Source organism: Mariniplasma anaerobium (assembly GCF_016865445.1).
In the GTDB taxonomy this organism is placed as follows: domain Bacteria; phylum Bacillota_I; class Bacilli_A; order Acholeplasmatales; family Acholeplasmataceae; genus Mariniplasma; species Mariniplasma anaerobium.
The window spans coordinates 854,670-868,767 of record NZ_AP024412.1 but is presented as its reverse complement, the minus strand read 5'-3'; the positions used below and the strand labels follow the sequence as shown (position 1 = coordinate 868,767).

The 14,098-nt window shown below is 30.4% G+C and carries 12 protein-coding genes and 1 other RNA gene; 4 read left to right on the top strand and 9 right to left on the bottom strand.

Translation table 11 applies throughout. The features are described 5' to 3' along the window. Positions 1-3: 3 nt before the first annotated feature. Both ftsZ and tgt read right to left on the bottom strand, forming a co-directional pair. Entirely contained in the window at positions 4-1,167 is a 1,164-nt protein-coding gene (gene ftsZ, locus MPAN_RS04185) for a cell division protein FtsZ (protein WP_176239779.1), read from the bottom strand. A 62-nt stretch (positions 1,168-1,229) separates the two neighbouring features. Beyond that, on the bottom strand, positions 1,230-2,345 hold the full coding sequence (tgt, locus tag MPAN_RS04180; protein WP_176239778.1) for a tRNA guanosine(34) transglycosylase Tgt: 1,116 nt from the start codon (positions 2,343-2,345) through the stop codon (positions 1,230-1,232). A 112-nt stretch (positions 2,346-2,457) separates the two neighbouring features. Here tgt and MPAN_RS04175 point away from each other — a divergent pair, with 112 nt between their 5' ends. Further along, the gene (locus MPAN_RS04175; RefSeq protein WP_176239777.1) at positions 2,458-2,943 is read left to right on the top strand and encodes a QueT transporter family protein; all 486 of its coding nucleotides are present in this window, start codon (positions 2,458-2,460) and stop codon (positions 2,941-2,943) included. A 14-nt stretch (positions 2,944-2,957) separates the two neighbouring features. Here the strand turns inward: MPAN_RS04175 and MPAN_RS04170 are convergent, their stop codons facing one another. Genes MPAN_RS04170 through MPAN_RS04160 form a run of 3 tightly spaced genes read right to left on the bottom strand, consistent with a single transcriptional unit; the run spans position 2,958 to position 5,526 of the window. Next, positions 2,958-3,986 (bottom strand): aldose epimerase family protein, encoded by a 1,029-nt coding sequence (locus MPAN_RS04170; protein ID WP_176239776.1) that lies wholly within the window; start codon positions 3,984-3,986, stop codon positions 2,958-2,960. 14 nt (positions 3,987-4,000) lie between these two features. Further along, on the bottom strand, positions 4,001-5,002 hold the full coding sequence (locus MPAN_RS04165; RefSeq protein ID WP_176239775.1) for an A/G-specific adenine glycosylase: 1,002 nt from the start codon (positions 5,000-5,002) through the stop codon (positions 4,001-4,003). Next, complete coding sequence (locus MPAN_RS04160) at positions 5,002-5,526, bottom strand: histidine phosphatase family protein (RefSeq protein ID WP_176239774.1); 525 nt, start codon at positions 5,524-5,526, stop codon at positions 5,002-5,004. Before MPAN_RS04160 ends, MPAN_RS04165 begins: the two co-directional genes overlap by 1 nt. Before the next feature lie 173 nt (positions 5,527-5,699). Here MPAN_RS04160 and MPAN_RS04155 point away from each other — a divergent pair, with 173 nt between their 5' ends. After that, positions 5,700-6,308 (top strand): nitroreductase family protein, encoded by a 609-nt coding sequence (locus MPAN_RS04155; protein WP_176239773.1) that lies wholly within the window; start codon positions 5,700-5,702, stop codon positions 6,306-6,308. A gap of 46 nt (positions 6,309-6,354) precedes the next feature. Here the strand turns inward: MPAN_RS04155 and MPAN_RS04150 are convergent, their stop codons facing one another. The 4 genes from MPAN_RS04150 to MPAN_RS04135 are packed head-to-tail and all read right to left on the bottom strand — an operon-like array spanning position 6,355 to position 11,906. Then, positions 6,355-6,564, bottom strand: a complete 210-nt coding sequence (locus MPAN_RS04150) for a hypothetical protein (protein ID WP_176239772.1) — start codon at positions 6,562-6,564, stop codon at positions 6,355-6,357. 20 nt (positions 6,565-6,584) lie between these two features. Continuing rightward, on the bottom strand, positions 6,585-9,020 hold the full coding sequence (locus tag MPAN_RS04145; protein WP_176239771.1) for an ABC transporter ATP-binding protein/permease: 2,436 nt from the start codon (positions 9,018-9,020) through the stop codon (positions 6,585-6,587). 2 nt (positions 9,021-9,022) lie between these two features. Further along, a complete protein-coding gene (locus MPAN_RS04140) occupies positions 9,023-11,251 on the bottom strand; it encodes an ABC transporter ATP-binding protein/permease (protein WP_176239770.1) in 2,229 nt (742 codons plus the stop codon). Between the two features lies 1 nt (position 11,252). Then, positions 11,253-11,906, bottom strand: coding sequence for an HAD family hydrolase (locus MPAN_RS04135; protein ID WP_176239769.1), 654 nt, complete (start codon positions 11,904-11,906; stop codon positions 11,253-11,255). A gap of 359 nt (positions 11,907-12,265) precedes the next feature. Here MPAN_RS04135 and ssrA point away from each other — a divergent pair. Continuing rightward, positions 12,266-12,606, top strand: a transfer-messenger RNA (tmRNA) gene (gene ssrA / locus MPAN_RS04130). A gap of 320 nt (positions 12,607-12,926) precedes the next feature. Next, positions 12,927-14,042: an acyltransferase family protein gene (locus MPAN_RS04125; RefSeq protein ID WP_176239768.1), complete on the top strand. Its 1,116-nt coding sequence runs from the start codon at positions 12,927-12,929 to the stop codon at positions 14,040-14,042. The last annotated feature ends 56 nt before the right edge of the window (positions 14,043-14,098 follow it).

Genomic DNA, 14,098 nt, shown 5'->3' with positions numbered 1-14,098 from the left:
TTTTTAAAATTTTGACTTTTTGACAAGCCAAGATGGTAGATTTCTTTTTTGACCAGGTTTAACACCAGGATCATTATCTTCATCGTCATCATCTTCATCGTCATCATCTTCACTTTTTCGTTTTAAACCTTCATCAGTAATTTGCATTTGTTCTTCTGAAGTTTTATTAAATATTTCTAATGCAAGATTTTCAATTGTTGATCCTTTTGCTTTAAGTTCATAACCTGTTGCAATAACTGTTACGATCATTTCGTCATCAAGATCTTCATTTACAGTTGTACCATAAATGATATTTAAATCTCTATCTGTTGCATTTCTTATTTCAGATAATGCTTGTTCTGTTTCAATTAATGTAATGTTTGTTCCAGAAGTAATATTAACAATGGCATCAGTTGCTCCATCAATAGAAACTTCTAAGAGTTTTGAATGTATTGCTTTTCTTGCAGCTTCAATCGCACGATCTTCGCCTGAAGAAATCCCAATACCCATTAAAGCAGTCCCTTTATTTTCCATAACTGTTTTAACATCAGCAAAATCCACATTGATTAAACCAGGAATAGCAATAATTTCTGCAATACCTTGTACACCTTGACGCAATACATTATCAGATTCTCTAAATGCATCTAATAATTGTGTTGTAGGTCCTGATACAGCAAGTAATCTTTCATTAGGAACAACAATTAATGTATCTACATGAGGTTTTAACTCTTCAAGACCGTATATAGCGGCTTGCATTCTTGCAGGTCCCTCAAAAGCAAATGGTTTTGTTACAATACCAATTGTTAAACAACCCATCTCTTTAGCTTTTTTAGCGATTATTGGTGCAGCACCTGTTCCAGTTCCGCCACCCATACCAGCAGTGATGAAAACCATATCAGCATCTTTTAAAACATCTTCTATTTCATCAATAGATTCGAGAGCGGCTTCTTTACCGACTTCTGATTTTGCTCCAGCACCTAATCCTCTAGTTAAATATTTACCAAGTTGAACACGTGTTTCTGCTTTCGATACTTTTAAAACTTGAGCATCTGTGTTCATGGCAACAAAAACGACGCCTTTGACATCATTTTCAATCATACGATTGATTGCATTACCGCCGCCGCCACCGACACCAATAACTTTTATAATTGGTTTTTGATTGAAATTATCTGTTTCTCCGAATACCATAGGTAAATCCCTCCTAGTTACTATATCTATTTTACACGATTTACCGTTTAAAATAAAGATATTTATTTTGTTTTGAAATAATTCGTGTTTTTCTTCATCTCTTCTTTGAAATCTAAAAGACGATCTTCTTTAATTGCTTTTCTAATTTCTGTCATTAAATGCTTTAAATAAGCCAAATTTTGATAAGTGACTAATCGCATTCCTAAGATTTCATTTCCTTTAAATAAGTGTCTAATATAACTTCTAGTATATTTTGAAACATGTGTTTGTAATCCAGGATCAAGTGTTTCATAATCTTTTTCATAGGTCGCGTTTTTAATAACAACCTTTCCTTGAGTTGTTAAAGCTGTCCCATGTCTTGCAATTCTTGTAGGTAGGACACAGTCAAACATATCAATTCCATTGATTACATTTTCTACTAAATCATCAGGTGAACCAACACCCATTAAGTATCTAGGTTTATCAAATGGCAAAATTGGATTAAGAAATTTTGTCATGTCATACATTTCTTCTTTTGTTTCACCAACAGACAATCCACCAATAGAATATCCTGGAAAATCCATCTTCATGAGTTCTTCAGCACTATATTTTCTTAACTCTTTATTCAATCCACCTTGGACAATACCAAAAAGTGCTTGATCAGTTGTTAGTGCAACTTTTCCTCTTTTAGCCCATCTTAAAGTTCTATCTACTGAATCTTTCATGTAATCATAAGTTTCATATGGAGGTGGACACTCATCAAAACTCATAATAATATCCGCACCTAAGTCTTCTTGAACTCTAATCGAATCTTCGGGAGACATGAAAAGATCTGATCCATTTTTATGATGCTTAAAATGCACACCTTCTTCAGTAATTTTTCTTGTTTTACTTAAAGAAAAAACTTGGAATCCACCACTATCTGTTAATAGTGCTCCATCCCACTTCATAAATCCTCTAATGCCACCATGTGCTTTAACAATATCTGCACCTGGTTGAAGCCATAAATGATATGTATTTCCTAATATAAGGCCTTCAGAAACTTCTTTAATTTCTTCAGGTGTTAATGTTTTTACAGTTGCTTGTGTCCCCACTGGCATAAAAAAAGGCGTTTCAAATACACCATGAGGTGTGGTCAGTCTACCTAGTCTTGCTCCACTTTGTTTACACGTATGTAATACTTCAAATTTAATGCTCATTTAGATCATTCCTTTGCTCTTGTAATTATAACATAGTTTTGATACAATTGTATAGTAGTAAAACTAGCTGTACCCTAGGAAACCAGCTAAAAAAAAACAGGGAGTTAAAAACATGAAAAACTTTGAATTAAAAGATTTTATTAAGCAATCAACGATTGCTTCAATTTATGTCGTATTGGTCTTCATTTTCCAATTTTTAAGCTTTGAAACCATACAGTTTAGAATTGCTGAATTTTTGTTAATTTTAGTATTTTTTGATAAAAAAAGCATTGTTGGATTATTAATAGGTACATTTTTAGCCAACTATTTGATGAGTCCTTATGGTTTAGTCGATGCATTATTTGGAACACTAGCAAGTTTCCTAGCACTAGTTCTTATGATGATATTTAGTAAATATAAGCTCATTTCACTCATATTCCCAGCATTAAGTAATGCTTTAGTTATTGGATTAATGATATCACTGATGAATGATATACCATTTCTTCCAATTGCTTCATGGGTATTCTTAGGTGAAGCAGTTGTTATGTATGTTGTTGGATATCCTTTATACATTTATTTTAATAAAAACAAACACTTTAAAGAAATGATGGGAAGCTAAGCTTCCCATCTTTTTTATTTTTTATATGGTTCAAATTTAATAGTGTGATGATAGTGTTCGTTTTTTCTTAAAATCGCTTGATTTAGGCCTTTATGATGTATGCCACCTGGTTCAAACTGACATTCTAATGTGAATGAACAATGTTTAGCTTTAGCATCGAAAGGTCCTTTTAAATCAATACCTGATACAACATTGTGCGTATAGATTACAACCGCAGGGTATGATGTATATAAATTTAATCCGATTTTTGTTGCTGGATCATAAACTTTGGCTTTTATATCATTTTCATTTGAATCAAAAATCCATGTGTGATCAAATCCACTAAATGATGTGTTTTGCATTTTATCTATAGCAGATTTAAAATTTGTTGTTTTTCTTAAATCAAATGCTGTATTTGACACATCTTTTTTTGCTTTAATGATATTGTCATCATCTATGTCTAAATAATGAGAAGCATTTACTTTAATTTCATGATTGTATATCGTTGCTTGACTTTGATCAAAATTAAAATATGCATGATTGGTAATATTACATAAAGTATCTTTTGTTGATGTTGCGTCATGCGTAATATCTAGATATCCATCTAAATTTAATTGATAAGCTACATCTAAAGTTAGTTCTCCAGGAAAGCCTTCTTCTAAATCTTTTGAGACATATCTTAAAACAACTTTAACAAATTCATCATTTTTATCGACATGAGTCACGAAGAAGTTTCTTTTTGAAAATCCTGTTGCTCCACCATGTAGTTGAGTGTATTTTGAATTATATGCCTTGATTGGATATTCTTTATCATCTATTTTAAAACTTGGCATAACCAAACGTCCACTTGTTCTACCTATGGTCTTCCCATAATATGCGCTATCTTTAATATAGCTTTCAATTGAGGCTGGTGTAATGACTAAATCTTTGCCTAAATACTCATATGAAAAAATCCCTGCACCATTGGATATCAATACAACTTCTGCATTGTCATTTGTCATTGTGATAATTTCTAGTAAACCTTTAGACGAGTTTTGTTTTTCAATTAATAATTCATTTTTCATATAATCATCTACTTTCATTTTATTTTACGATGAGCTACAGCCATTGGTAATTGTTTGATTTTTTCTTTATCAACCATCATCCAAGATAAATCCTTACCTTTAAGTAATCTAGCTTCAAATACTTTCATATACCAAATTTGGTGGGTGAAAATATGTTTGTAATTCATTTCTTTATTGATGACATCAATAACTACGCCATTACTTTCTAAAGTTGAGATGACATCAAATATAGATTCACTTTCAAATTGAGGGTATTCATACATACCTTCAAGTAAACTTTCTGTTCTTTTTCTTAATACAATTTGATCGTTTTTATCATAAAGCTTTAATGTTATGTAATTAAATTCTTTTTTATCCTTAAGTTTCGCCATAACAGGAAGAGTTTCTTGAATGTTTAATTCATAAGCAATACAATGTTCATTTAATGGACAGATCTCACATTTAGGATTTTTAGGTCTACAGATTAATGCCCCTAATTCCATTAAACTTTGTGTGTAAATCCTCGGTCTGGCAGATTCTATAATCTCTTGATTGATTTGATCAAGATTCTTTTTATTCTTTTCTACTCTAAAATCATCATTAAGATTCAAATATCTTGATAAAACTCTAATAACATTTCCATCAAGCGCGCTATAAGGCTCATTGTAAGCAATAGACATGATTGCTCCTGCTGTGTATTTTCCAACACCAGGAAGTGCTAAAACATCTTGATACTTACTTGGAAACCCTGAATTTTTATCTACGATTTGTTTTGCAGCTAATAACATATATTTAAATCTTCTATAATATCCCAGACCTTCAACATCTTTTTTTAAAGTTTCTTGATCTGTTTTTGCTAATCTTTCAACAGTCGGATACTTTTTAATAAAAGACTTAAAAAAAGGTAAGACAGTTTCAACTTGGGTTTGTTGAAGCATAATCTCTGATACCCATATTTTGTAAGGATCCGATGTTTCTCTAAATAAAAGCTTGCGATGATTTGACTCATACCAAGCTTCTAGTTTTTTAATATCCATTATAAATCTACTTCTCTAACACCGCAATGTTCAATAATATCATCAAACCTTGTTAATGAAGACATAACAATACCATGACATACAACGATAACACGCTTGTAGTTTTTATATTTTAATAATGTTAAATGGACTCTTTTCTTTAAATCATCATATGCTTCCCAACGGAACTTATGACCAACATTTCTTTTGCCTTCTGCTTCGAAATATTCTTGAAAAGCACCACTTACTTCATAATCATAAATAAATTTAGTATCTGGCATCCATTCATGTAAATCATGTTCTACAACAAGTTTAATACCCGTTTGTCTAGAAATGATTGCTGCTGTCTGAAGTGCACGTGTATAAGGTGAAGATATAATAATTTCTGAATCTTGAAGTAGAGGATCTTTTGCTCTGCTTTCTGCTTGAGCAATTCCGTTTTCTGTAAGTTTGCCAAATTCATAGCCCATACCTACATATCCTTTATCAGTAACTTCATCATACCGAGGCTCACCATGTCTAATTAAAATAAAATGTGTTGTCATATGAATCACCCTTTCAAAATCATTATATCACAAAGAAATCTTATAATTAGCTTTCACATAATTTTATAAAAATAATTCATAAATTTGTTCTTCTAATTTTAGAATTTAAGCATTTTGCACTTAATAAAATAATATAAATGTTATAATCAATATGAATTAAAGGAGGTTAAATAATGAAAGAATTATTAGAAAGAAGATCCATTAGAATATATGATCCAACTGTAAAAATATCAAAAACTGAAATGACAGAAATGCTTGAAAAAGCAACTCGTGCTCCTTCATCAATGAATATGCAGTCTTGGAGATTTTATATAGTAGAAACACCTGAAGCAAAAGAAAAATTAAGACCTATATTATATGGTAATCAATCACAACTAGATACATCAGCAGCAATGATTTGCATATTTACAGACTTAAAAAAATTTCAATATGCAGAAAAAATATTTGATAAAGCTATTGATCATAAAATCATGCCATCAGATGTCAAAGAAAGACAACTCAGATCAATTTCAAACATGGTAGATAATCTTACAGAAATCTCTATAGAAAAAACTGGATGGCTTGATGGAGGTTTAGTTTCAATGCAACTTATGCATGTTGCAAGATCACATGGATATGATACATGTCCAATTGGTGGATTTAAACATGAAGAGATTGCAGAAGCTTTATCGATTGATAAAAACAGATATAAACCTGTCATGATATTATCGATTGGTAAAAGAGCTGAAGATGGTTATCATTCAGTTCGACTAGATTCAAAAGATATTACAACCTGGTTATAGTAAAAGGGCTCTATTGAGCCTTTTTTTATTTATAAGAACTTATTTATTAATCCTTATTTCTAATGGGTAGTAAAGCTAAGGATAAATTGATAATCCAAGTTAATACATAAAGTGCAATTAATAAAACCTTATCATCAAATGAATCAAATATAGAGATAAATATAAGTCCAGTAAAAATCGTCCAAATACTTAAATATATAATTTTTTGTCTTCTAGTATTCTTAAACATAAACATATTTTTTAGTTTTTCGAACATATAATCCCTCTTCTTTAATTTTAAATATCGTATTGAGATAATATTTGTGCTGGTGTCTTTCTTAACAATAGATAAACTGGTAAAATTCCAGCCAACATATTGATCACATAAGCTATTAATAATCCAAGTAAAAATGTTAAAGGATTTACTAAGAAGAAATTAAATTCTCCTATTAATCCATTAGATAATTTTGATAAACTCACAGATGCAATAATATATCCTATTAATGTAGAAATACTTGTTAATACAAAAATCTCAACAATGAAGGATACAAAGATATCATTCTTCTTAACACCTAATGCACGATATACTGAAACCTCATAAATTCTTGAAATTAAACTTGAACGAATAACGAAATAGAATCCAACCATCGCAAAGCCAATTAGAATTGCGGAAGTCGTTAAAGTCGGAACAATAACATCCGCTCTCATTTCTTTTGCGTTGGTTAAAGCTTCTTGGTATACATCATATGATTTATAACCAAGATCATCTTCAATATCTAGTGCCAATTGAGCACTATTATCTGAGTAAACGTAAAAACCAAATGTATCAGTGCTTTGTAGTCTTAGGGTATTGAAATCATCATTTCTAACAACGATATTATAATCACTTTGATCTGCAAAAACTCCTGCTATTTCATCAATATCAAGACCAACCATTGCTTTAGGAAAACCTGCTGTATAATCATTATTTCCAAAAATCAATTGATAATAAGTTTCAGATATTAAAATTTGACCTTTTTCTGGTTGACTACCAGCTACTAAATCTTGATCAAAATATGTATATGGTAAAGCACCAAAGTTATTTTTTGTACTAAAGTATAGATTAGCTAAACTTTCAGACATATATACTAAATTAAGATCGCTTTTAACAATACCGACTATCTTAATATTTTCGCCATTAATACTTACTTCTTCTTTAGTTAAATGATCATAAGACCAAATACCAATTTCTTGTCCTTGAGGTCCTCCCATAAATAAACTTCCATCTATCATCGTATCTGCAATTAATTGAGATACTAGTATTTCATTATCATTTATAGGTAAGTCTCCATATTCAAGATCACGTTTTGTAACATGATCAGTCAATTCAATTTGACCACTAAAACTTACAGAAGATAGCGAACCATTAGGTTGAACAAACTGTAATTGAGCTTGACCAAGCGTATTGATATAAAATGAATCATCATCAGCATCTTTAAGTGCTAATAACTCAGCTTCATCAAAAGGAGTTGATGTACTTACTCTTGAAACTAAGACATAGCCTTCAGGCATACTCATGTATTGTTCTGGTTGTAGAATAGCTACTGATGCTAACATTGAGACTGTTACAGCAATAACCATACCAGCAACTAAGAATGAAAATAACATCAATTTACCTTTACGACTTGTTTTTAATACTTTTTGGAATGCTAACCATAGGGATTGTTTAATAGAAACCATTAGTTTAGATTGTCTATCCACATTTTTATTATCAAGCATATCTGTATCAAATGTAGTTTCTATCAATTCTTCTTTTGTTTTTTTAACATAGTGTTCATCTTTAATAACAACACCTGCATGTTGATCAACAAATTTCATTTTCTTATAAGGTGATTTAACATCCAAATAAAGTGTCTTATTTTTTACAATCAATTTAATATCAACATCTTTTAAATCATCTTCTTCATCACAATATAAACTTAGATTAACGCCATGTTGTGAATCATCTGCAATATGATTATAGTCTTTTAAATAAATCGTATCATCTTTTGCGATATTATGATCATCTGATGATGTATTAACTACATCAGAAATAATTTGACCATCTTTAACTTCGATGATTCTATCTCCATAAAACTCTGCTATATGTCTTTCATGTGTCACTAAAACAACTAGTTTTTCACTAGATATTTGTTTGATGACATTCATAATGTCTAACGTATTTTTACTATCTAAATTACCAGTAGGTTCATCTGCAATAATTACCTTAGGATTTTTAACTAAAGCTCTTGCGATTGCAACTCTTTGTTGTTGACCACCTGATAACTGTAATGCCTTTTTCTTTCTAAATGGATACATATGCACTGCATTTAAAATGTAGAGCACTCTTTGATCAATAATTTCAGGATCTTTGATTCCCATCATCTTTAAAACAAATGCTATATTATCATAAACTGAAAGTTCTGGTAATAAATTATAATTTTGGAAAATATATCCTACATATTCATTTCTAATTTTATCCCATGTATGAACATCATATCCCATAATCATATTGCCATCAAAATCAATAGAACCATTTTGAACTTTATCAAGTCCACCTAATACATTTAATAGTGTTGTTTTACCAGAGCCTGAAGGTCCTAGTAGAACGACTAATCCTTTTTCAGGAAATTCTACAGTGATATCATTTAAGACGTGAATTTCATTTTTCTTACGTTTATTAAAGTATTTATTTAACTGATTAACTTTAATCATGATTATTCACCCCTACTTTGTGTAAGTGTTTCAATAACTGATTGATTAAACACTTTTTTATTAAATCTTAAACCAAGCCATGCACCAAAGAACATGAATGCACCTAACAAGATGAAATAATCTTTAACTTCCATGTACTTAATCGTTGCAGTTAAGACATATATATTGTTGCTTAAAACTGTTATTAACAATATGGTAATTGCAAATCCAATGGTAGACATCATCACCTGCTCGATAACTACCAATTGTGCAAGTGTTGCCTTATTTGCTCCAATAGACCTGTAGATCGCAAAATCTTTTTTCCTTGCGTTCATGACATTCTTAGTAACTGCATGTACAATTGAATATAAAAACATGCCAAATAAAGTCAATAAGATGACTGCTAAGAAACTTGCAAAAAAGACTTGTATTTCTCTCATAGCCCCAGAAATGTTAGCTGGGTAATATATCTTATATGCATCTGAATCTAAAGTGTTTAATAATCTATTCCCTGCATAAAATCCACTAACACTAACTGATACATATTGTTTTGGTTCTATAGTATATGTACTTTCTAGTAAAGTTAAAAAATAATCTCTAATATCATCATGTGTATTTTGATTTACTGTAAAACCATAATATATCTCTTCAGGAACATTTAATGTTAATCCTGTTAACGTCATAGAAATTTGTGATTGATAATTTACATCATATATGCTAAATTGGATAGTTTGATTTGTTAAAATTGTACGCGTCCCACCACCATCAAAAAGGATATCCTCAGTGATATTTGTTCCTTCTTTTCTATACCCATACATTTGATCACCATCAAAGTTGATCATTAATTCATAATTTATTCTATCGCTTAAATTTGAAAGTTTTTGATAATCAATTAATGATTCATTTGCTGATGGCTGATTAAGATATGCTTCTGAAAAATAAATGATATCTCTATCTTGTTTATCAATACCACTAACAACAAATGTACCAACGGATATAGTACTTGCGCCTTCAGGTTGCCAATAATATGCATTCCCTACATTGATGACTACTGTGTCACCAACATTGAAATCATAATTCGCACTCATGACGATTTCATTAGCTAATACAGGTAATTCTCCGTCAACATCTCTTTGACTTAAGGAAACCACACTATCAGTGCCATCTACATTTGCTCTACCGTATTCAAATTGATTTTCTTTAACGACATATAAACTAGTTTCATTATAAAAATTCATTGCATTTGGATAAACGGCTTCTACTCTTCTATTGCTTTCTAATTCTTCTATCTCAGCAGCTGTAAAAGCTGTACCATCTCTTTTTTCTACTATGAGTCTTGTTTCTGGTACTGATGGATAGACTGAAGATTGTTCTAACCCTATTTCTCTTATATTACTAATTTGATTTGTATAAACAATTGTAAATACCCCAATGACCAAGATTTGCATAATCATCAAGAAAAATAGTTTTTTAGGAGTTGCTAAAAGATTTCTTACTGCAAATCTTAAAAGTGATAGAAACGGCATGCGTTTAGGTTGTATAACCTTGCCTGGTTCTACTTTTTCAGGCTTTTTAATCGGTTTATCTTCTACAACTTCACCATCATGCATTTTAATTTTTCTAGTAGCATACGCTTGAACCTGTGAATAATCATGGGTTACAACGATAACTAATTTATTTTTAGAAATACTAAAAAGTAAATCCATAACTTGTTCTGCAGATTTTGAATCAAGATTACCTGTAGGTTCATCTGCAACAATAACAGGACAGTCTTTTGCAAGTGCTCTTGCAATAACAGCTCTTTGCTTTTGACCACCTGATAATTTAGATGCTTTATGGTTTTTATGTGATGTTAGACCTACTTGATCAATAAGTTCTAATGCTCTTTGTTTTCTTTTATGTTTATCATATCCTTGAATTTCTAATGCAAGCATGACATTTTGATAGACTGTATAAGAATCAATAATATTATAACTTTGAAAAACAAAACCTATATATGTGCCTCTATAACGCTCCCAATCAGCAATCGTATAATGTGATGTTTCTTCTCCAAATAAGAAAAGTTCACCATCTTCATAACCATCTAGTCCACTAATAACGTTAAGTAGTGTAGATTTCCCACTTCCTGATTCACCAGTAACCGCAACAAATTCACCTAGTTCAAATTCTAGGCTAATATTTTTCATCCCAACAGATACTGTATCTTCAGAACGATAATATTTTGATACTTGATCTAATTTAATCATTGCCATTTTATTCTACCTCTTTAATAATTTCTAATAATTGATCTGGTTGATCAATGATATATGAAGCTTGATGCTTAATCAAGACGTCCTTTGATCTAAATCCCCAAGTAACACCTACACTGGTGATTCCTGCATTGTTAGCTGTTATCATATCAACATCTGAGTCACCAATGAAGAGGACTTCAGACTTTTTTAAACCTAAATGATCAAGTGCCATATATAGCATATCTGGTTCAGGTTTTATAGGAACACCTTTAACTTCTCCCATAGAAAAGTCAAAGTAATCTTTAAATATATTATGATTGAGCTCTTCAACTAAATATTTATGCTTATTTGAAACAACTGCTAATTTATAATTCATTTCTTTTAATTTTTTTAATAATGCTAAAATACCAGGATAAGGTCCTGTTTTATGATTAGAGTTTTTATCATAGTGATCTTGATAGATTTTATATACTATTTTTATATCTTCTTGTGATAAATGTTTTGGAACAACATCCTCTATTAAATTGATTGCACCTCTACCTACACCATCTTTAACTTCTTGCAGGGTCTTTAAAGGTAGATCACAAATTTTCATCGCATGATTTACACTATCTTTTATATCGTCTATAGTGTTTAATATGGTTCCATCCATGTCAAAAATTATTCCTTTGATCATCTTGTTCTCCATTCTATTGTTTTTATCATTATATCATAGATATATTTTGCATATCATATATATGAATATCGTTTTATCGTACATTATACATTATACAATAAAGGATGAAATTATTAAATAAAAAGGGCAACAATAATAAAATTGTTTATTGCCCTGTAGGCTTTAGGATGGATATCCCCCTCCACTAAATTTAGTAGCACAGATACCATACTAACACACCTTTATTTAGACAAATGATTTGTCTTCAAGTGTACTATATAATGAATTTTGAAGTTTGAGTAGGGCGTATATGTCCGATTTAGCTATTTTATTCACTTTTTCTTTACATTTATCATCTTTTATTGTAATATATATCCGCTGGGGATGTTCTGGATTCGTCACGGCATGGAATAACATATAAGCATGTCATGGTTGCTCATGTAAAAAAGCCGAGGTTATCTAATAACCGGAAACCAAAATTTTTCTTACGCTGCCTAAGAATAGGTGCGAGCCAACTATGAATTTACTTACGGTTCATACACGGTCCAATTCAGTAAGTTATACTTCTCAGATTTCCTAGTCTGTTAAACGAATACTTTAGGATATAATGTTTGACTTTTGTTTGTTTAGTTAACCATAAGAAAATATAAATAAAATAAACATGTAGAAAGTATGTTATGAAGTGTTTTGCACAGGGGTTCAATTCCCCTCATCTCCACCATTAGCAAAGCATTAGCCTGATACGATTAGGTATCAGGCTTTTTTGTCTTTATTTAGCCAGTTCTAGTTATTAGTGTTGTGTTAAAATATGTAACTCAATAGGTAGAGAATTACCTATTTTGATACAAAATCAGTAGAAAAATAGATTACGCTACACGATTACATTTCAAAATACACGATTTAAAATGGATTTACACGATTACCAATAATATTTAGTTTATAATTAAATAAATACAAGTGATTCAATGAAACGTTGATAGTTTTTCTTTAGAAATCAATTTATACTAATGAATATTATTTGAAAGTCTAAGGAGGATTAATATGAAAAAATACAATGGAATTAGTTATTTGAAATTAATGCTTACAATGTTTGTTGTAGCACATCATGCGTTTTTAGCATTCACACCATCAGGAACGGCATCACCCATACATGATGGAAATAGAACGATAATATTTTCATATGTGACAGTCTTATTTGATAATTTCTTTATGTATACGTTTTTCTTCATTGCAGGTCTGTTTGCATATAAAAGTTTAGTTTCAAGAGGAAAAGTATCCTATTTGTTGTCAAGATTACTACGATTAGTGGCAGTATTTTTTATTGCTACGTATACAGTCAATATCGTTGGTTTTTATCTAATGGAAGTATTCAAGGGAACTGATCCAAACATTAATTTTGGTTTAAGTAATTTCGCAGGATACTATGAATTCGTTGTTATAAATTTTTTTCCTACTCAACATTTGTGGTTTCTATGGGTGCTATTACTGTTCAATGTTATTTTCACTGTGATTTCTCCATTCTTTAAAAAAGAGAATAAAGTATCGAAACTACTTCGTAAGAATGAGGTGATTTTTTTAGTAACTATGCTTGTTTTAGGTTTGTTGTTATATAGAACTGGCTCTTTATTTTTAGGTTATGATTTTGTTACATTGTTTGGACCTTTCAGTGCTCAAATTGGACGTGTTCCAGTTTATTTTATGATGTATCTATTTGGAATAGTACTAGGAAGAAACGGAATTGAAAATACGTTTATTGTACAGAGATATCGAATGAAAAATTATATTTTCATATTAGTGTTAGGAATTATATCTGGACTATTTTTTGCGCTATTATTAATGAACTCTCATTTTGAAATACTCTATTATATTGGTGATGTTCTAACAACGCTAATGTTTGTTTTGATCACAATAGGGCTGATAGCATTATTTAGTAATCATTTAAATCAAGAACCAAAATTTTTAATTGTTCTATCTGAGAATGCTTTTATGATTTACATACTGCACTATGGAGTAGTATCAGCGTTACAGGGTATCTTCTATAGAATTGATTTTAACGGTATTTTAGAAGGAGTATTGGTGTTCATTCTTGGGTTTATCATCAGTTTTGGGATATCATATTTACTAAGAAAAATCAAAATTGTAGCGAAAATAGCATAGAGATTATTGGTAAAAGATTACATATCAATGAAACGTTGAGAATAGTTAACTAAAAA